The following is an 18,555-nucleotide window of genomic DNA, read 5'->3' on the forward strand; positions in this document are numbered from 1 at the left end:
CCGCCCGGGGGGCCGGCTCAGAGCCGGACGCCGTCCCGTCCGAGGAAGACCACCCGGGCGGCGGTGTCGAGCGCGATGCCGACGTTGCGGACCGCGACGACCAGCGGGCCGCGGTGCCGGGGGCCGGTCGCCGAGGTGGCGCCGGCCGCGATCCGGGGGGCGGGGATCGAGGGCTTGGGTGAGAGCGCCCGGGGGGTGGAGACCGCGGCCCGGGGCGCCGTGAGGTGTGCGGAGCTCATGTCTTCAACAGTAGGTTTTCGGCCATCCGAACGGCATCGGTCGAAAGGCCTCACTCCGGGGGAGCCGCCTCGTCCTTCCGGCGTACGGCGATCCCGGGGCCGCTCAGGGGTGCGGCTCGGGGTCACGGGCCGGGCGGCGCCCAGGCGGGAGCGGTCGAGCGGGCCGTACGCGGGCCGTAGGCGGGCCGGGTGCGGGCCCGGGAGCGCCGGATAAGGATTCGCGCCGCCGGTGGCGCGGGTCTATGATCGCCGGTCTGCCCCCTCCCGAACCGTGGTGCCCGTCGTCGGCAGCCGTGGGAGGTCCCGACCGGTCGGCAACCGGCGGTACCCCTTTCACCGTGAGCTACGACGAGTCCGCTGCCGTGCCCCGATCCGGCAGCCGGGAAGGTTCGCTGTGCCATCTCCCACCCCCACCGACGATCCGCTGCGCCGCGAGCGGGACCACCTGGCCGCCTCCCGGGCGGCGCTGCGCACGATGCGCGAGGACGTCGAATCGCTGGACCTGCGGGACGTCACCGGCACCTGGGTGTCCGCCGCCGTCCTGCACCACCAGATCGAGCTGCGGATCGCCGCGCTGGCCGACCTGGCGCACACCCCGCTGTTCTTCGGCCGGCTCGACTACCTGCACGCGATCGGCGAGGAGCAGGCCGAGGGCGGCAGCGGCGAGCGGTTCTACATCGGCCGCCGGCACGTGCACGACGCCGACGGCGACCCGATGGTGATCGACTGGCGCGCCCCGGTCTCGCAGCCGTTCTACCGGGCCAGCCGCAAGGAGCCGATGGACGTCGAGCGGCGCCGCCGGTTCGGCTACACGGGCGGCGAGCTGACCGCGTACGAGGACGAGCACCTGACCGACCCGGCGGAGACGGAGACCCGCTCCGCGCTGCTGGCGGCCGAGATCGAGAAGCCCCGCGTCGGCCCGATGCGCGACATCGTGGCCACGATCCAGCCCGAGCAGGACGAGATCGTGCGCGCCGACGTGACCGGCACGGTGTGCGTGCAGGGCGCCCCCGGCACCGGGAAGACCGCCGTCGGCCTGCACCGGGTGGCCTACCTGCTGTACGCGCACCGGGAGCGGCTGGCCCGCACCGGGACGCTGGTGATCGGCCCGAACCGCTCGTTCCTGCACTACATCGAGCAGGTGCTGCCCGCGCTCGGCGAGGTGGACGTGGCGCAGGCGACCGTGCAGGAGCTGGTCGGCCGGGTCGAGGTGCGGGGCGAGGACTCGGCCGAGGCCGCGACGGTCAAGGGCGACGCCCGGATGGCCGAGGTGCTGCGGCGGGCGGTGCGGGCCGGGATCACCCTGCCGACCGAACCCTGCGTGGTGGTCCGCGGCTCCCGCCGGTGGCGCGTGCCGGCCTACGAACTGATCGAGATCATCGAGGAGTTGATGGCCCGGGAGATCCGCTACGGCGCGGCCCGGGAGGCGCTGCCGCAGCGGATCGCGCACGCCGTGCTGGTGAAGATGGAGCACGGCGGCGAGGCCCCGGACGACCGGGTGCAGGACGCGGTGGCCCGCAACGCCGAGGTGAAGGCCGTGGTCCGGGCCTGCTGGCCGGCGGTCGACCCGGTCAAGCTGGTGCACCGGCTGCTCGCCGACGCCGACTTCCTGGCCGCGTGCGCGGACGGGATCCTCACCGAGCAGGAGCAGCAGGCGGTGCGCTGGGCGAAGGCACCCCGGTCGGTGAAGTCGGCCCGCTGGTCGGCCGCGGACGCCGTGCTGGTGGACGAGGCCTCGGACCTGGTGCAGCGCACGCCGTCGCTGGGGCACGTGGTGCTGGACGAGGCGCAGGACCTCTCGCCGATGCAGTACCGGGCGGTGGGCCGGCGCTGCTCGACCGGCTCGGCGACCGTCCTCGGCGACCTGGCGCAGGGCACCACCCCGTGGGCGACCGGGAGTTGGCCGGAGGCGCTGCACCACCTGGGCAAGGCGGGCGCGCACGTCGAGGAGCTCACCCAGGGCTTCCGGGTGCCCGAGGAGGTCATCGTGTACGCCTCCCGGCTGCTGCCCTCGATCGCGCCGGGGCTGGCGCCGGCCGGGTCGGTGCGCGAGCTGCCGGGGTCGCTGGTGGTGCGCCACGTCCCGGACCGGCTGGTCGACGCGGTGGTGGCGGCCTGCCAGGCGGCGCTGGCCTTCGAGGGCTCGACCGGTCTGATCGCGGCGGACGCGCGGATCCCGCTGTTCGCCGAGGCGCTGGCCGGGGCCGGCCTGCCGTTCCTCGACCCGGGCACCGAGACCACGGCGCAGGCGCGGCTGACGCTGGTGCCGGCCTCGCTGGCCAAGGGCCTGGAGTACGACTACGTGGTGCTGGACGAGCCGGCCGCCGTGGTGGCCGGGGAGCCGGACGAGCGGACCGGGCTGCGCCGGCTGTACGTGGCGCTGACCCGGGCGGTGTCCGGGCTGACCGTGCTGCACGGCGAGCCGCTGCCCGAGCAGTTGCGCTGACCGGCGGGCGGGCCCGGCCCGGGACGCCGCGCAGGGCGCCTCAGGCGTCCAGCAGGGTCCGCCACCCGGCGACCGCGGCCGCGTCGACGGGGCCGCGCCAGCCGTCCGGCCGGACCGCGCCGCCGATGTGGAAGGCGTCGAAGCCGGCGGCCAGCAGCCCGGGGACGTGGTCGGCCCGCAGGCCGCCGCCGACCAGGATCTGCTGGCGGTAGCCGGGGTCGCCGGCCTTGGCGAGTTCGCCCTCCAGGACGGTCAGGCCCCGGTCGACGCCGGCGGCGGAGCCGGAGGTGAGGTAGGTGTCGAGGCCGGGCAGCCCGTCGAGGGCGTCGCGCAGGGCGGCCCGGTCGGCGCTGTGGTCGATGGCCCGGTGGAAGGTCCAGCGGCAGCCGGCCACGGCCTCGGCGACGGCGAGGGTGGCGGGCAGGTCGAGGGCGCCGTCGGCGGTGAGGAAGCCGAGCACGAACTCCTCGGCGCCCTCGGCCCGCAGGGCGGCGGCGCGGGCGAGCAGCCCGTCCAGGTCCCCGGGGGTGAAGCCGTCGCGCAACCGCAGCATGACCCGCAGCGGGAGGTCGACGGCGGCGCGGATCTCGGCGAAGGCGGCGACGGCGGGGGTGAGGCCGTCGGCGGCCATGTCGGTGACCAGTTCGAGGCGGTCGGCGCCGCCGGCAGCGGCGGCCTGGGCATCCTGCGCGGTCAGCGCGATGACTTCGAAGACTGGTCTAGACATGTCGCTACCTTGCCACACCGCCCGCCGCCCCGGCGAGCCCCCCGCCGGCCGCGCTCAGCCCGCCGTCGGCGGCCCGGTCGGCGGCCCGGTCGGCAGCTCGGCGTCGCCGCGCCGCCGCAGCCACCGGGCCGCGACCACCACCAGGACGACGAAGGCCAGGAATCCCGCCGCCCGCCGGGCACCGCCGAACCCGAAGTCGACCCAGTACCAGAAGTCGGCGTCGAGCAGCAGCGGCAGCGCGCCGAGCGCCGCCGCGGCCCCTGGCACCCGGCCGCGGGCCAGTCCCAGCAGCGGCAGCGCCACCAGGGCGACCCGGTACGGGTACCAGCCCGGGTCCCACAGCAGCGGGGTGTGGACGACCGCCCCGCCCGAACCGACCACCAGCGCCGCCAGCACACCCGCGAAGGCCATCACCGCAGCCCGGCGCGGCCGCCCGCCGAGCAGGTCCGCCGGAGCGGGCAGCAGCAGCACCAGCCAGGCCAGCAGGCCGAAGCTCGCCCGCGCCGTGGTCGCGAGGTAGTAGTCCAGCGGCAGGTGCTGGTACAGCGGGCTCCGCACGCACCAGGCGGCCGCCAGCACCACCCCGCCGACGCACGACGCCACCGCGATCCAGCGCGCCGCCGTCCAGCGCCCGGCCAGCCCCACCAGCAGGGCGACCGCCCACAGGCCGGCCAGCGCCGCCCACCACCAGCGCAGCGGCCCGTGCCAGGCGTGGTCGTACGGCGACCCCTGCCACAGCGCGCCGGCCTTCTGGCCGAGCCCGGCGCCGACCACGAACGGGACCGCCGCCGCGAGCAGTTGGCCGGGCACCCCCCGGGAGGTCGTCCCGACCCGCAGCCGCAGGCCGTGGCCGGCCAGGCCGACCAGCTCGCGGGCCCGGCCGAGCCGACCGGTGTCGGCGGCCAGCGCCTCGTAGACGTCGGCGAGTTCGCCGCCGCGCTCGGCCCGGTAGCGCGCCGGGTAGATCCGCAGCACCGCGTCCATCATCCGGTTGCTCATGCGAGGGCTCCGTTCGGTCGCAGGCGGCCGGGCGCGGCGAGCCGGCGTTCGGCCTCGGCGGCGACCGCGCGCAGCCGCTCGGCCTCGGCGGCCAGCACGGACCGGCCGCTGTCGCTGAGCGCGTAGGTGCGCCGGGCCCGGCCGTCCACCACCTCCTCGCGCTCGACGTGGATCAGGCCTTGGCCGAGCAGCCGGTCGAGCGCGCCGTACAGGGTGCCGGCCCGCATCCGGACCCGGCCGCCGGAGATCGCGGCGATCTCCTGGATCAGGGCGTAGCCGTGCCGCGGGGCATCGGCGAGAGCGGTGAGCAGGAGCAGCGTCGGCTCCTGCATCGAGCGTTCTGTCATGCCCTCAGATATACCGGTCGCCGATATATACCGTCAGGCGAATCCGGGAATCGGCCACCGTCCTGACGGCCTGTCGCCCCGCGGGGCCACAATGGGCGCCATGACCGCCGATCTGCTCGACCGCTGGAACGACCTGCTGCGCCGGTGCGGCGCGTCCGCCGACCCGCAGCCGTACGGCGAGGAGTTGCTGCGGCGCTGGGCCGAGCCGCAGCGCCGTTACCACACCACCGACCACCTGCGGGCGGTGCTCGACCACGCGGACGCCCTCGCCGGGCTGGCCGACGACCCGGACGCGGTCCGGCTGGCGGCCTGGTTCCACGACGCCGTCTACCGGCCGGAGCGCTCGGAGAACGAAAAGCGCAGCGCCGCCCTGGCCGTCCGCGCGCTGCGCGAGGCGGGGCTGGCCGAGCCGTTGGTGGCGGAGGTGGCCCGGCTGGTGCGGCTCACCGTCACCCACCACCCCGAGGCCGGCGACCGCAACGGCGAGGTGCTCTGCGACGCGGACCTGGCCGTCCTCGGCGGCTCCGCCGAGCAGTACGCGGCGTACGCGGCGGCCGTCCGCGCCGAGTACGGCTTCGTGCCCGAGGACGCCTTCCGGGCCGGTCGGGCGGCGGTCCTGCGCCAACTGCTCGGCCTGCCCGCGCTCTACCGCACCGACGCCGCCCGCGAGCGCTTCGACGCCGCCGCCCGGGCCAACCTCGCGGCCGAGCTCAGGACGCTCGAAGGCTAGCCTCGCGCCGCCGCGGCCCGGCGGCGGTCAGGTCGAGCAGGATCAGGAGAGCTTGCCCACCGGCGCGACGACCCGGCCCTCCTTGCCGCACACCCAGTGCGGGTCCGGCCCCAGTTCGGGCTCCACGCCCAGCGCGTGCGGGTCGCCCTCGGCGGCGCACTCCTCGCACAGCGGCCAGCGCCCGTACGCCTCCAGCAGCGCGTCCTGGACGTCCTGGGCGACCAGCCCGAGCACGAAGCCGGTGCCGTCCGGCCACTGCTCCAGCCACCAGCGGCGATGCGTCACGGCGTCCTCCACCAGCGAGACCACGGCGGCGTCCGCCACGTCCCGGGCGGTCAGGTCGGCGAGGATCAGCGCCCGGGCGCTGTGCAGTGCGGCTTCGATCTCAGGGGTGGCCATCCGCCCATTGTCCCAAATCCGGCCGGGGCGCGAACGCCGCGAGGGCGGCCTCCCCGGTGTGGGGAGACCGCCCTCGCGGACGATCCGAACTCGCCGATCCTCGCGGGAGGATCAGAAGTCCATGTCACCGCCCGGCATGCCGCCACCGGCCGGGGCGCCGCCCTTCTCGGGCTTGTCGGCGATGACGGCCTCGGTGGTGAGGAAGAGCGCCGCGATGGAGGCGGCGTTCTGCAGCGCGGAGCGGGTCACCTTGGCCGGGTCGATGATGCCCGCGGCGATCAGGTCGACGTACTCGTTGCTGGCGGCGTTCAGGCCGTGACCGGCGGGGAGGTTGCGCACCTTCTCCACCACGACACCGCCCTCGAGGCCGGCGTTGGTCGCGATCTGCTTGATCGGGGCCTCCAGCGCCACGCGGACGATGTTGGCACCGGTGGCCTCGTCGCCCTCGAGCTCCAGCTTGTCGAACGCGACACCGGCCTGCAGCAGCGCGACGCCACCACCGGCGACGATGCCCTCCTCGACGGCGGCCTTCGCGTTGCGGACGGCGTCCTCGATGCGGTGCTTGCGCTCCTTGAGCTCCACCTCGGTGGCCGCGCCGGCCTTGATGACGGCCACGCCGCCGGCCAGCTTGGCGAGGCGCTCCTGGAGCTTCTCGCGGTCGTAGTCCGAGTCGCTGTTCTCGATCTCGGCACGGATCTGGTTGACGCGACCGGCGACCTGGTCGCTGTCGCCGCCACCGTCGACGATGGTGGTCTCGTCCTTGGTGATGACCACCTTGCGGGCGGTGCCCAGCAGGTCGACGCCGGCGTTCTCCAGCTTGAGGCCGACCTCCTCGGAGATGACGGTGCCACCGGTGAGGATGGCGATGTCGCCGAGCATGGCCTTGCGGCGGTCACCGAAGCCGGGGGCCTTGACGGCGACCGACTTGAAGGTGCCACGGATCTTGTTCACGACCAGGGTCGACAGGGCCTCGCCCTCGACGTCCTCGGCGATGATGACGAGCGGCTTGCCGCTCTGCATGACCTTCTCCAGCAGCGGGAGCAGGTCCTTGACCGAGGAGATCTTGGAGTTGGCGATCAGGATGTACGGGTCCTCGAAGGACGCCTCCATCCGCTCCAGGTCGGTGGCGAAGTAGGCGGAGATGTAGCCCTTGTCGAAGCGCATGCCCTCGGTGAGCTCGAGCTCCAGACCGAAGGTGTTGCTCTCCTCGACGGTGATGACGCCTTCCTTGCCGACCTTGTCCATCGCCTCGGCGATGAGCTCGCCGATCTGGGTGTCGGCGGCGGAGATGGAGGCGGTGGAGGCGATCTGCTCCTTGGTCTCCACGTCCTTGGCCTGGGCGAGCAGCTGGTCGGAGACGGCCGCGACGGCCTTCTCGATGCCGCGCTTCAGGGCCATCGGGTTGGCGCCGGCGGCGACGTTGCGCAGGCCTTCCTTGACCAGGGCCTGGGCGAGCACGGTGGCGGTGGTGGTGCCGTCACCCGCGACGTCGTCGGTCTTCTTGGCGACCTCCTTGACGAGCTCCGCGCCGATCTTCTCGTAGGGGTCCTCGAGCTCGATCTCCTTGGCGATGGAGACACCGTCGTTGGTGATCGTGGGGGCGCCCCACTTCTTCTCAAGGACGACGTTGCGGCCCTTGGGGCCAAGCGTCACCTTGACGGCGTCGGCAAGCTGGTTCATCCCGCGCTCAAGGCCGCGGCGAGCTTCCTCGTCAAACGCGATGATCTTTGCCATGTGAAGTGGTCCTCCGGGACGCGATCGACTGCATCGGACCGAAGGGTGCCCGCGACGGACGGCCCTGCGAGCGGGGGTCCTGTCCCCAACCGCTCCCGGGAGGCCTCACCGACCCGATCCGTTTGTCACTCTCGTACCGAGAGTGCTAACGCCAATGATTAGCACTCTCGGGTGGCGAGTGCAAGCCCGATCGCGGGGTGTCCCGAACATGGCGGCAGGCCCGCACGGGGTTCCCGTACGGGCCTGCTGCCGTTGATCTGTGGCCGCCAGCTCATGACCGAGCCGAGGCTCCGCAGGTCGAAGAGGTCACGCAACGAGCGCGCGGACCATGTCCGCCTGCGGACCCTTCTGCCCCTGGGAGATCTCGAACTCGACCCGCTGGCCCTCCTCGAGGGTGCGGTAGCCGTCCATCTGGATCGCGCTGTAGTGGACGAACACGTCCGCACCACCGTCGACCGCGATGAAGCCGTAGCCCTTCTCGGCGTTGAACCACTTGACGGTGCCCTGAGCCATTCCGAACTCCCCTTGTGCTGTGCTGGCCCTTCACGGATCCGCAGGGTGCGGGTCCAGAGGTCTGGAAGGCCGGCCCGGGAACCCCCCTGGGCGCAGCCGTGCACGCCGCAGACCACCGCACCGGGGCCCGAAAGGGCCTTCGGAACGCGGGTGAATGCGTCGACCGCGGCTGAATGTATCCGGACATGCGCCCTCTGCAACAGGCCCAACTTTTGGGCAAATGCTATGAGCCCCAGGGGATATGACGGGATGAAAGCGGCACTTGTGAGCAATTGACGCCGGACATCGCGGACCAACGGAACAAATCGCCGGAATAATTCTGACGGCGGCCTGACAGTTCGGCGCACCGCTCCGGATCGCCGGTCTCAGCGAGCGGACAGACACTGCGTGCCCGACCGGAGCGCGGGGGCGGGCCGGCTGGAAACGGCCCCGAATACCCCTTCGTCCCGCACTCTATACCCAGCCACATGGGCAAATGTCCGGGCCGAACGCCGAAGGCCGCCGCCCGGACCGGAATTTCGGCATTCCGGTCCGGGCGGCGGCCCGTCACTGCTATGGCGCGGCCGGATCAGCAGCCGCCGGCCACCGCCGGGATGATCGAGACGGCGGCGCCGTCCTTGATGCCGGTCTGCAGGCCCTCGGCGAAACGCACGTCGTCGTCGTTCACGTACACGTTGACGAACCGGCGCAGCTGCCCGGCGTCGTCCAGGATCCGGGCCGAGATGCCGGGGTGGTTCTGCTCCAGGTCCGTGATCACCTCGGCCAGGGTGCCGCCCTCGGCGGTCACCTCGGCCGAGCCGCCGGTGTAGGTGCGCAGGATGGTGGGGATGCGGACGGTGGCGCTCATGGGCGTCTACTCCTTGCTGCGGGGTGGGGGAGGTGGCTCGGGGCGGGCGCGGGCTCAGGCCAGGCCGGCGGCCCGGAAGGACTCCAGGGTCGGCCGGATGGTGGCGGTCAGACCGGCGTCGGAGACGGCCTCCAGGGTCTTCAGGCCGTCACCGGTGTTGATCGCCACGGTCTCCTTGGCCGGGTCCAGCTGCCCGGTCTCGACCAGCTTCTTGAGCACGCCGACGGTGACGCCGCCCGCGGTCTCGGCGAAGATGCCCTCGGTGCGGGCCAGCAGCCGGATCGCCTCGACCACCTCGGCGTCGGTGACGTCCTCGACCGCGCCGCCGGTGCGCCGGGCGATGTCCAGCACGTACGGGCCGTCGGCCGGGTTGCCGATCGCCAGCGACTTGGCGATGGTGTCGGGCTTCACCGGCCGGATCACGTCGTGCCCGGCCTTGAAGGCGGCCGACACCGGGGAGCAGCCCTCGGCCTGGGCGCCGAAGATCCGGTACGGGCGGTCCTCGACCAGACCGAGCTTGATCAGCTCCTGCAGGCCCTTGTCGATCTTCGTGAGCTGCGAACCGGAGGCGATCGGGATGACGATCTGCTCCGGCAGCCGCCAGCCGAGCTGCTCGCAGATCTCGTACGCCAGCGTCTTGGAGCCCTCGCCGTAGTACGGGCGCAGGTTGACGTTGACGAAGCCCCAGCCCTCGCCGGCCGGGTCGCCGATCAGCTCGGAGCAGAACCGGTTCACGTCGTCGTAGTTGCCCTCGATGCCGACCAGTTCGCCGCCGTAGACACCGGCCATCACGACCTTGCCCTGCTCCAGGTCGTGCGGGATGAAGACGCAGGACTTGAAGCCGGCCCGGGCCGCCGCCGCACCGACCGCACCGGCCAGGTTGCCGGTCGAGGAGCAGGACAGGGTGGTGAAGTCGAAGGCGCGCGCCGCCTCGATGGCGCAGGCGACCACCCGGTCCTTGAAGGAGTGGGTCGGGTTGCCGGAGTCGTCCTTGACGTGCAGCTGCGCGGTGAAGCCCAGCTCGCGGCCCAGGTTGTCGGCCTTCACCAGCGGGGTCCAGCCCGGGTTCAGGTTCGGCTTGGTGGCCACGTCGGCGGGGACCGGCAGCAGCGGGGCGTAACGCCAGATCGAGGCCGGACCGGCCTCGATCCGCGCGCGCAGCTCCTCGGCCCGGTACGAGCCGAAGTCGTAGGCGATCTCCAGCGGGCCGAAGCACTCGACGCAGGCGAAGCTCGGGCCGAGCGGGGTGCGGGCGCCGCACTCGCGACAGGACAGCGCGGCGGCGGGGCCGAGGTCGACGGCAGGGGCTGCGACAGGGGTAGCGGTAGCCATGATGGCGGAGGCCTCTCTCCTCATCTTCCCCGTGGCGCGGGCGCGCCACAGGCCGGAATTGGCACCTGTCCCGCCGGGGCCTCGACCTGACGGTCGCTTCGCCGGACGGGAAGGTTGCCGGGACTTCAACGGGCCGTTCCCTCAGTCCCTCTGGATGAGCAATGTGGCGCGCGGTGTTGGAACCGGCAGCGCGTTTGTGGTCGTGCACAGCGACCCACCCCGACGTGCGAAGGTCGGATCGCATTACCAAGACTGTATCCGAAGGCCCCGGTACCACCTCATGGCGTCCGACACCCGAGACGGCGCCGCCCGACCGAGGAGCGAGATCTTGCCCGACCAGCCCCGGCCCGACGTGCTGCCCGAGGTGGCGTCCTGGCTGCGCCGCCGCTCCTGGGCGGCCGCCGACCGTCCGGTCGAGACGCTGCTGGCCGCCAAGCGGGCGGCGGGGGCGGCCGGTTCGGTCAGCGTGGTGCTGCCCGCGCTGGACGAGGAGCCGACCGTCGGCGAGATCGTGGGCGCGATCCGCACCGAGCTGATGGAGCGGATGCCGCTGGTCGACGAGCTGGTGGTGGTCGACTCCGGCTCGGTGGACCGCACCGCCGAGCGGGCCGCGGCGGCCGGCGCCCGGGTGGTGCACCGGGACGACATCCTGCCCCGGCTGCCGGCCGAGCCCGGCAAGGGCGAGGTGCTCTGGCGGTCGCTGCTGGTCACCCGCGGCGAGATCGTCTGCTTCATCGACGCCGACCTGCGCGAGTTCGACCCCGCCTTCGTCACCGGGATCATCGGTCCGCTGCTCACCGACCCGGGGATCCAGCTGGTCAAGGCGATGTACGACCGGCCGCTGGAGACCGCCGGCGCGGTCGTCCCGGCCGGCGGCGGCCGGGTCACCGAGCTGGTCGCCCGCCCGCTGCTGAACCTGCACTGGCCGCAGCTGGCCGGCTTCGTCCAGCCGCTCGGCGGCGAGTACGCGGCCCGCCGGACGCTGCTGGAGCGGCTGCCCTTCCCGACCGGGTACGGCGTCGAGCTCGGCCTGCTGGTGGACGCCCTGGACGCGGTCGGGCTGGACGCGCTGGCCCAGGTCGACGTCGGCGTGCGCCACCACCGCCACCAGGACGGCCAGGCCCTCGGCCGGATGGCCGCGACCATCTACCGCACCGCGCTGGAGCGCCTGGACCGCACCCACCGGCTGAAGGCCGGGGACGGGCTGCTGCACCCGCTGCTCACCCAGTTCTCCCGCGACCCCGAGACCCGCGGCTTCACCGCCCACACCCACCCGGTGCCGGCCGTGGAGCGCCCGCCGGTGCGCACCCTCCCCGAGTACCCGGGCCGGTAGCCGTCCCGGGGCGGGGAGCGCGGCGCGCCGCGCGCTGAGTGGTTTGCACACCCGATGTCGCGGCAAGCTTGGCAGTATGGCCGATCACGCGTCCGCACGTTCGAATCAGCCCGGCGCCGCCCCGATCCTGGTGGCCTCCAACCGCGGCCCGGTGTCCTTCACCAGTGAGGACGACGGCTCGCTGACCCTGCGCAGAGGAGGTGGCGGCCTGGTATCGGGCCTGTCCGCGATCGAGGACCCGAGCGCCGTCTGGGTCTGCGCGGCCCTCGGCGAGGCCGACCGGACGGCGGCCCGGCAGTCCCCCGACGGCCGGCTCGACCTGGCCGGCTTCGAGGTCGGCGGCCAGGCCGTCCGGATGCTGGACATCGATCCCGGCACCTTCGCCCGCGCCTACAACGGCGTGGCCAACTCCACCCTCTGGTTCGTCCACCACCTGCTCTACGACACCCCGGTCTCCCCCAACTTCGACGACCGCTTCCGCCGCGAGTGGGAGTCCTACACCACGTACAACACCGCCTTCGCCGAGGCGCTGGCCGCCGAGGCCGCCCCGGGCGCCGCCGTGATGATCCAGGACTACCACCTCTCGCTCGCCCCGGCGCTGCTCCGGGCGCTCCGCCCCGACCTGCGGATCGGCCACTTCTCGCACACCCCCTGGGCCCCGCCGGAGTACTACCGGATGCTGCCCGACGACGTCGGCGCGGCCGTGCTCACCGGGATCCTGGGCGCCGACCGGGCCGGCTTCCTGACCCGCCGCTGGGCCCTCGCCTTCGCCGAGTGCTGCGCCGACCTGCTCGGTGCCACCGTCGACCGCGAGCAGCTCACCGTCACCCACGCCGGCCGCACCACCCGGCTCGGGGTGCACGGCCTCGGCGCCGACGCCGACTTCCTGCGGGAGCGGGCGCACCGGCCGGACGTGGACGCCCGCCTCGCCACGCTGCGGGAGGCGGTCGGCGACCGCCGGACCATCGTCCGGGTGGACCGCACCGAGCTCAGCAAGAACATCGTCCGCGGCCTGCTCGCCTACCGGCACCTGCTGCGCACCAGGCCCGAGTGGCAGGGCCGGGTGGTGCACATCGCGTTCGCCTACCCCTCCCGGCACGACCTGCCCGAGTACCGCGAGTACACGGCGGCGGTGCAGCGCACCGCGCACGAGATCAACGACGAGTTCGGCACCCCCGCCTGGCAGCCGCTGATCCTGCACGTCAACGACGACTTCCCGCGCTCGCTGGCCGCCTACCGGCTGGCCGACGTGGCCCTGGTCAACCCGATCCGGGACGGCATGAACCTGGTCGCCAAGGAGATCCCGGTGGTCTCCGACCAGGGCTGCGCACTGGTCCTGTCCCGGGAGGCCGGCGCCTTCGCCGAACTCGCCGAGGACTCGATCACGGTCAACCCGTACGACGTGATCGCCACCGCCGAGGCGCTGCACCAGGCCCTCACCATGGCCCCGGGCGAGCGGGCCGACCGCACCAAGCGGCTGGCGGCCGCGGCCACCGCGCTGCCGCCGCAGCAGTGGTTCCTGGACCAGCTGGAGGCCCTGGGCTGAGACCGGCGCCGGGCGGCCCGCGAAGGCCGCCCGGCGGGCCGCTCAGCGCGCGTCGCCGAGCGCGGCCCCCAGCGCCGCCAGCAGCTCGACCACGCCGGCCGGGCCCGGCACCACCAGGTCCGCCCGGTCGGCGAGGGCGCTCACCGGTGCCTCGCCGTCGACGGCCGCGCTGCAGACCAGCAGGCCCGGCGCCCCGGCCGCGCGGCGGCGCTCGACCTCGTCGAAGGCGGGCAGGTCGCCGAGGTCGTCGCCGACGTACAGCACCGTGCGCAGCGGGCGCCCGGCGAGGAAGCCGGCCAGCGCGGCGCCCTTGTCCACCCCGGGCGGCCGCAGCTCCAGCACCATCCGGCCGGGCTCGACCATCAGGCCGTGCGCGGCGGCGAGCTCGGCGAGCGGGGCGCGCAGCAGCTCCAGCGCCTCCTGCGGCTGCTCGGCCCGGCGGGTGTGCACGGCGAGCGCCCGCCCCTTGTCCTCGGTCCAGGTGCCCGGCCGGGCACCCGCCCGCTCCAGCACGCCGGGCAGCGCGGCGCGTACGGCGGCCACCCCGGCGGGCGGCTCGGCCGCGGTCACCTCCTCGGTCCGGGCCTCCCAGCGCTCGGCGCCGTAGTGCCCGAGCACGGTGAGGTGCTCCAGCCCCGGCACGCCCGCGAAGCCGCCGTACGCCACCGCCGTCCCGGCCGGCCGGCCGGTGACCACCACCACGGCGCCGAGCCGGGGCGCCAGCGCGGAGAGCGCCGGTGCCACCCCGGGGTGCGCGCGGGCCTGCTCGGGGTCGGCCACGATCGGCGCCAGCGTCCCGTCGAAGTCCAGTCCCACCACGCTCTCGGCGGGGGCGGACAGCAGCGCCGCCAACCCCTCGCGGCCGGCGGCGGTGCGGGGCGTCTCGAACTCAAGGCTTCCCATGCCCCCGACCGTACCCACGCCGCCCGCCGCGATGCCTGCGCAGCGCCGCCGGGGCCCACGGCACCGCCGCCGGCTACCGCGCGTCGCGGCGGGCCTGGCGGACCCGGCGCAGCCGGTTCACCAGCACCGGCGCGTGGGCCAGCGCCTCCGGCCGGTCCAGCAGCGCGTTGAGCAGCTGGTAGTACCGGGTGCCGGAGATCCCCAGCTCCTCCCGGATCGCCCGCTCCTTGGCGCCGGACGTCCGCCAGGCCCGCGCCTCCAGCGCCAGCACCGCGAGATCGCGCTCACTCAGCCCAGCCATCGGTCACCTCCGCTTACGAGGTGTCATTCTGCCCGGCCGCCCCGACACACTCTGCCGTCGCCACCCGCGGGCCGGTCCGGCTAGCGTCGGGATCATGACCAACCCTTTCGCCGTGCACATCCCCGACGCCGAGCTCGAACCCGATCCGCTCGACCCGGCCCAGATCGTCTCGGGCACGCCCGAGGTCTCCGGCAAGGTGCTCTGGGAGTCCCCGGACGGCCGGCAGATCCGCGGGATCTGGCAGATCACCCCCGGCGTGGTGACCGACACCGAGGCGGACGAACTGTTCGTCGTGGTCAGCGGCCGGGCCACCATCGCGTTCGAGGGCGGCCCGACCCTGGAGGTCGGACCGGGCGACCTGGCCGTCCTGCGCGAGGGTGACCGCACCACATGGACGGTGCACGAGACCCTGCGCAAGGCCTACGCCATCAACCTCTGAGCCCGACCCGACCGGCCCGACCGACCGGCCCGACCGACCGGGCCGGGCCGGGCCCTAGTGACCCGCGGCGGCCCGGGCCCGGCTCGCCTCCTGGGCGGCCGCGGCCTGGAGCTGGGTGAGCACCTCGTCCCCGCCGGGCTTCACCGCGCCGCCGATCCGCTCCTTCAGCTGCACGCTGACCTTGTCCCAGGACGGGTCGCCCAGCGGGTAGAAGTTGGCGCTCGGCAGCGCGTTCAGGAACTCGGTGAGGTCCTGGTGCTTGCCGCTGCCGGTCATCTCGTCCTTGGTGTCCTGGGTGACCGGCAGCAGGTTGTACTGCTCGTCGAACTTGAGCGTGTTCTCCTTCAGGTACACGAAGTTGAGGAACTTCTTGATCTCGGTCTTGTGGCCGTTGGCCTTGAAGGCCATCATCCAGTCGGCCACGCCCAGCGTGGACGGCTTGGCGCCGGCGTCCTTGCGCGGGATGGCCGCGGTGCCGTAGTCGACCTTCGCCTCGATCGCCTTGGCGACCAGGCCCGGGTGCCCGTTGAGCATCGCGACCTTGCCGGCGGCGAAGTCCGTGAAGGCGGTCTTGCGGTCGACCGTGGACGGGTCCGGGTAGGTGAGGTGACGGTCCACCAGGTTGGTGCGCAGCCACTTGAAGGTGTCCCGGTTGGGCTGGCTGTCGACGGTGTAGTTCCCGGCGTTGTCGGCGAGGGTGCCGCCGCCGCTCATGGTCCAGATCATCGACTCGCCCTGGGCCTCCTCGGGCCCGAGCGGCAGCGCGTACGGGATGGTCCCGGGCATCTTGGACTTGATCAGCTCGGCGTCCTTGCGCAGCTCCTCCCAGGTGGCGGGCGGGCCGCTGATGCCGGCCTTCTGGAACATCGTCCGGTTGTAGACGAACACCCGGGTGGAGGCGACGAACGGGATGCCGTACTGGCTGCCGAGCACCTGGCCGGCCTTGGCGAAGGCGTCGATCATGTCGGCCTGGGTGTCGATCGAGAGCACGTCGCCGGCCGGGTAGAGCCGGTCGGCGGCGACCTGGTCGGCGTAGCCGCCGGTCTGCACCACGTCGGGCACCTTGCCGCTGCTGATCAGCTCGGCGACCCGCTTGTCGATGTCGGTCCACGGGACCACCTCGACCGAGACCTTGAAGCCCGGGTTGGTGGCCTCGAAGCGGCTCACCAGGTCGTCCCAGTAGTGGGTGGTGCTGGTGGCCTCGGTGTCGCCGTAGTCGGCGGCGACCAGTTTGAGGGTGACGGAGCCGCCGCCGGCGCTGGTGACGGCGCCGCAGCCGGTGAGCAGGAGGGTGCCCGTGAGGGCCGCGGCGAGGGTCGGGCTGCCGGACTTCCGGGTCGGTCTCGGCCGGGACGCACTGTTCAACTCGGTTACCGCCTTCGAGGGATGGAGAGCGGCGCCACCCTGGCAGCATCCCGGCCAGGTGGTCCATACCTCTTGCGGTGTTAGTTACCGAGTTGTCTGCTGACGTTGCATCAGGCGCAACCGGAGCCCGGCATTTTCGGACAACCCGGGCTTGTGTCACCCCGGGCCCGCACCGCGTTCAGGCGGTGATCACCTCGACGCCGGCCTCGGTGAAGGCGGCGGCCAGCGCGGGGTCCACCGCGCTGTCGGTGACCAGTGCGTCGACCGCGTCGAGCCCGCAGATCCGGGCGAAGGCGCGGTGCCCGAGCTTGGAGGAGTCGGCGGCCACCACCACCCGCCGGGCGCGCTCGGCGAGCAGCCGGTTCACACTGGCCTCGCCCTCGTGGTGGGCCGTCGCGCCGTGCTCGACGTCCACCGCGTCCACGCCCAGCACCGCTATGTCCAGGGTGAGTTCGGCGAGCACCAGCCCGGCCAGCGGGCCGATCAGCTCGTACGACTGCGGGCGCGCGACGCCGCCGGTGACCACGATCTTCACCTGCGGGCGGACGGTCAGCTCGTTGGCGATGTTCAGCGCGTTGGTGACCACCGTGAGGGTCTGCCCGGGGCCGTTCTCGGCCCGCTCGGTGAGTTCCGGCCGGACGGCGAGCGCGCGGGCCACCTCGGTGGTGGTGGTGCCGCCGTTCAGGCCGACCACCTCGCCCGGCGCCAGCAGCGCGGCCACCGCCGCGCCGATCCGCTGCTTGGCGTCCGCGTGGCGGGCCGACTTGTAGCGCAGCGGCAGGTCGTAGGAGACGTTGTGGGCCACCGCGCCACCCCGGGTGCGGGTCACCATCTGCTGGCGGGCGAGCTGGTCGAGGTCGCGCCGGATGGTGGCGGCGGACACCCCGAGCGCCTCGGCGGCCTCCTCGACCTCCAGCTTCCCGTGCTCGGCGAGCAGTTCCAGCAGTGAGTTCCATCGCTCGTACCTGGACATGCTGTGCCGCCCCTCCTCGCCTGCTCGACCGCTCCGGGCCCGCGCGAGGCCGCGCGCGAAGCGGGGACAGCTTGTCACATCTCCGCGCGTCGATGCGGGATCTTCTCGCCCATCCGGAGCGCACCATTGCGCAATGCTGCTCGAAAAAGCTATAAATCAAACAGCTTCACGCACCACCCGATGCCGTGGACCGGAGTGCCGACCCGAGGAGCCCGCCCGATGCCCGTTCCATCCCTGACCGGCGAGGAGCTCGCCACCCAGCCCGCCGACTGGCGCACCGCGATCGGCCTGGCGGCCGAGGTGGCGCCCGCCCTGCCGCAGCGCGGCGAGCGGGTGGCCGTGGTCGGCTGCGGCACCCCGTGGTTCATCGCGCAGTCGTACGCGGCGCTGCGCGAGGCGGGCGGTCACGGCGAGACGGACGCCTTCGCGGCCTCCGAGTTCCCGTACGGCCGCAGCTACGACCGCGTCCTGGTGATCAGCCGGTCCGGCACCACCACCGAGGTGCTCGACCTGCTCGGCCGGATCGACACCCCGAACACCGCGATCACCGGTGACGTCACGCAGCCGATCGCCGCGGCGGCCGGGCAGCTGGTGGACCTGGGCTTCGCGGACGAGCGTTCGGTGGTGCAGACCCGGTTCGCCACCACCACGCTCGCCCTGCTGCGGGCCCACCTGGAGCTGGCGGACGCCCGGCCGGCCGGGGTCGGCACGGTGGCCGCCGCGGCCGACGACGCCGAGGCGGTGCTGGCCCGCGAGGTCCCGGCCGAGCTGGTCGCCTGCGAGCAGTTCAGCTTCCTCGGCACCGGCTGGACCATCGGCCTGGCCCAGGAGGCCGGGCTGAAGATGCGCGAGGCGGCGCTGGCCTGGACCGAGGCCTACCCGGCGATGGAGTACCGGCACGGCCCGATCAGCATCACCGCCCCCGGCCGCGCGGTGTGGTGCTTCGGCGCCCTGCCCGAGGGCCTGGCCGAGCAGGTCGCGGGCGTCGGCGGGCACCTGGTCGCCGGCTCCGGACCGGGCGGCGTGGACCCGCTGGCCGACCTGGTCGGGGTGCACCGGCTGGCCCTCGCACTGGCCGCCGCGCGCGGACTCGACCCGGACCGCCCCCGCAACCTGACCAGGTCCGTCATCCTGGCCTGAGCACCCGAGCGCCCGAGCACCCGAGCGCCTGAGCACCCGATCACCCGATCACCCGAGCACCCGGCAGCACGCCGCCGATGGGCCACGCCGGCCCGACCGCAGGGGAATCCGACCGGAAGGAAAGCTGACCGAGGCTCCACAAATCACCCGGCAGGCACCCAAGCGCGACAAACCTCACCTCTCATGGACCAGACCAATCGGGCAACTGGACTAGACCTCTTCGACATGGGCAAGGGAAACTG

Annotated in this window: 19 protein-coding genes and 1 riboswitch; of the genes, 6 read left to right on the top strand and 13 right to left on the bottom strand. The window is 73.5% G+C overall.

Annotated elements, in window-relative coordinates; all coding sequences use genetic code 11:
* Positions 1-17 precede the first annotated feature (17 nt).
* A complete protein-coding gene (locus ABT014_RS05840; RefSeq protein ID WP_350637388.1) occupies positions 18-239 on the bottom strand; it encodes a hypothetical protein in 222 nt (73 codons plus the stop codon).
* Between the two features lie 394 nt (positions 240-633).
* Here ABT014_RS05840 and ABT014_RS05845 point away from each other — a divergent pair, with 394 nt between their 5' ends.
* The gene (locus ABT014_RS05845; protein ID WP_350637389.1) at positions 634-2,685 is read left to right on the top strand and encodes a HelD family protein; all 2,052 of its coding nucleotides are present in this window, start codon (positions 634-636) and stop codon (positions 2,683-2,685) included.
* Between the two features lie 40 nt (positions 2,686-2,725).
* On the opposite strand, the gene ABT014_RS05850 is transcribed toward ABT014_RS05845, so the two are convergent.
* The 3 genes from ABT014_RS05850 to ABT014_RS05860 are packed head-to-tail and all read right to left on the bottom strand — an operon-like array spanning position 2,726 to position 4,758.
* Entirely contained in the window at positions 2,726-3,412 is a 687-nt protein-coding gene (locus ABT014_RS05850; RefSeq protein WP_350637390.1) for a copper homeostasis protein CutC, read from the bottom strand.
* A gap of 54 nt (positions 3,413-3,466) precedes the next feature.
* Positions 3,467-4,411: a hypothetical protein gene (locus tag ABT014_RS05855; RefSeq protein ID WP_350637391.1), complete on the bottom strand. Its 945-nt coding sequence runs from the start codon at positions 4,409-4,411 to the stop codon at positions 3,467-3,469.
* Positions 4,408-4,758 (bottom strand): PadR family transcriptional regulator, encoded by a 351-nt coding sequence (locus tag ABT014_RS05860; protein WP_350637392.1) that lies wholly within the window; start codon positions 4,756-4,758, stop codon positions 4,408-4,410. The genes ABT014_RS05855 and ABT014_RS05860 overlap by 4 nt, the downstream gene beginning before the upstream one ends.
* 100 nt (positions 4,759-4,858) lie before the next feature.
* Here ABT014_RS05860 and ABT014_RS05865 point away from each other — a divergent pair, with 100 nt between their 5' ends.
* Complete coding sequence (locus ABT014_RS05865) at positions 4,859-5,488, top strand: HD domain-containing protein (RefSeq protein WP_350637393.1); 630 nt, start codon at positions 4,859-4,861, stop codon at positions 5,486-5,488.
* A 42-nt stretch (positions 5,489-5,530) separates the two neighbouring features.
* On the opposite strand, the gene ABT014_RS05870 is transcribed toward ABT014_RS05865, so the two are convergent.
* The 5 genes from ABT014_RS05870 to thrC all read right to left on the bottom strand — a co-directional run bounded on the left by ABT014_RS05870 (position 5,531) and on the right by thrC (position 10,313).
* Complete coding sequence (locus tag ABT014_RS05870) at positions 5,531-5,887, bottom strand: DUF8819 family protein (RefSeq protein WP_350637394.1); 357 nt, start codon at positions 5,885-5,887, stop codon at positions 5,531-5,533.
* A 111-nt stretch (positions 5,888-5,998) separates the two neighbouring features.
* Positions 5,999-7,621: a chaperonin GroEL gene (gene groL / locus ABT014_RS05875; protein ID WP_350637395.1), complete on the bottom strand. Its 1,623-nt coding sequence runs from the start codon at positions 7,619-7,621 to the stop codon at positions 5,999-6,001.
* Positions 7,622-7,927: 306 nt separating this feature from the next.
* A complete protein-coding gene (locus ABT014_RS05880; protein ID WP_033819590.1) occupies positions 7,928-8,134 on the bottom strand; it encodes a cold-shock protein in 207 nt (68 codons plus the stop codon).
* A 568-nt stretch (positions 8,135-8,702) separates the two neighbouring features.
* Complete coding sequence (locus tag ABT014_RS05885) at positions 8,703-8,981, bottom strand: ubiquitin-like small modifier protein 1 (protein WP_350637396.1); 279 nt, start codon at positions 8,979-8,981, stop codon at positions 8,703-8,705.
* A gap of 54 nt (positions 8,982-9,035) precedes the next feature.
* Entirely contained in the window at positions 9,036-10,313 is a 1,278-nt protein-coding gene (gene thrC, locus ABT014_RS05890) for a threonine synthase (protein ID WP_350637397.1), read from the bottom strand.
* Between the two features lie 17 nt (positions 10,314-10,330).
* Positions 10,331-10,474: riboswitch (SAM riboswitch) on the bottom strand.
* A gap of 191 nt (positions 10,475-10,665) precedes the next feature.
* Between thrC and ABT014_RS05895 the strand changes: the two genes are divergently transcribed.
* Together ABT014_RS05895 and ABT014_RS05900 are read left to right on the top strand one after the other, a co-directional pair.
* The gene (locus ABT014_RS05895; RefSeq protein ID WP_350637486.1) at positions 10,666-11,646 is read left to right on the top strand and encodes a glucosyl-3-phosphoglycerate synthase; all 981 of its coding nucleotides are present in this window, start codon (positions 10,666-10,668) and stop codon (positions 11,644-11,646) included.
* Positions 11,647-11,722: 76 nt separating this feature from the next.
* Positions 11,723-13,192, top strand: a complete 1,470-nt coding sequence (locus ABT014_RS05900) for an alpha,alpha-trehalose-phosphate synthase (UDP-forming) (protein ID WP_350637398.1) — start codon at positions 11,723-11,725, stop codon at positions 13,190-13,192.
* 42 nt (positions 13,193-13,234) lie between these two features.
* Here ABT014_RS05900 and otsB read toward each other — a convergent pair whose 3' ends face one another.
* Both otsB and ABT014_RS05910 read right to left on the bottom strand, forming a co-directional pair.
* Positions 13,235-14,095, bottom strand: coding sequence for a trehalose-phosphatase (gene otsB, locus ABT014_RS05905; RefSeq protein WP_350637399.1), 861 nt, complete (start codon positions 14,093-14,095; stop codon positions 13,235-13,237).
* A 73-nt stretch (positions 14,096-14,168) separates the two neighbouring features.
* Entirely contained in the window at positions 14,169-14,396 is a 228-nt protein-coding gene (locus tag ABT014_RS05910; RefSeq protein ID WP_350637400.1) for a DUF3263 domain-containing protein, read from the bottom strand.
* Between the two features lie 94 nt (positions 14,397-14,490).
* Here ABT014_RS05910 and ABT014_RS05915 point away from each other — a divergent pair, with 94 nt between their 5' ends.
* Positions 14,491-14,835: a cupin domain-containing protein gene (locus ABT014_RS05915; protein ID WP_350637401.1), complete on the top strand. Its 345-nt coding sequence runs from the start codon at positions 14,491-14,493 to the stop codon at positions 14,833-14,835.
* 54 nt (positions 14,836-14,889) lie between these two features.
* Here the strand turns inward: ABT014_RS05915 and ABT014_RS05920 are convergent, their stop codons facing one another.
* Positions 14,890-16,200 (bottom strand): extracellular solute-binding protein, encoded by a 1,311-nt coding sequence (locus ABT014_RS05920; RefSeq protein ID WP_350637402.1) that lies wholly within the window; start codon positions 16,198-16,200, stop codon positions 14,890-14,892.
* A gap of 178 nt (positions 16,201-16,378) precedes the next feature.
* Positions 16,379-17,173: a DeoR/GlpR family DNA-binding transcription regulator gene (locus ABT014_RS05925; RefSeq protein ID WP_350637403.1), complete on the bottom strand. Its 795-nt coding sequence runs from the start codon at positions 17,171-17,173 to the stop codon at positions 16,379-16,381.
* A gap of 219 nt (positions 17,174-17,392) precedes the next feature.
* On the opposite strand from ABT014_RS05925, the gene ABT014_RS05930 reads away from it, so the two are divergent.
* The gene (locus ABT014_RS05930; protein WP_350637404.1) at positions 17,393-18,313 is read left to right on the top strand and encodes an SIS domain-containing protein; all 921 of its coding nucleotides are present in this window, start codon (positions 17,393-17,395) and stop codon (positions 18,311-18,313) included.
* The last annotated feature ends 242 nt before the right edge of the window (positions 18,314-18,555 follow it).

It is taken from the genome of Kitasatospora sp. NPDC094015, from assembly GCF_040304075.1.
Lineage (GTDB): Bacteria > Actinomycetota > Actinomycetes > Streptomycetales > Streptomycetaceae > Kitasatospora.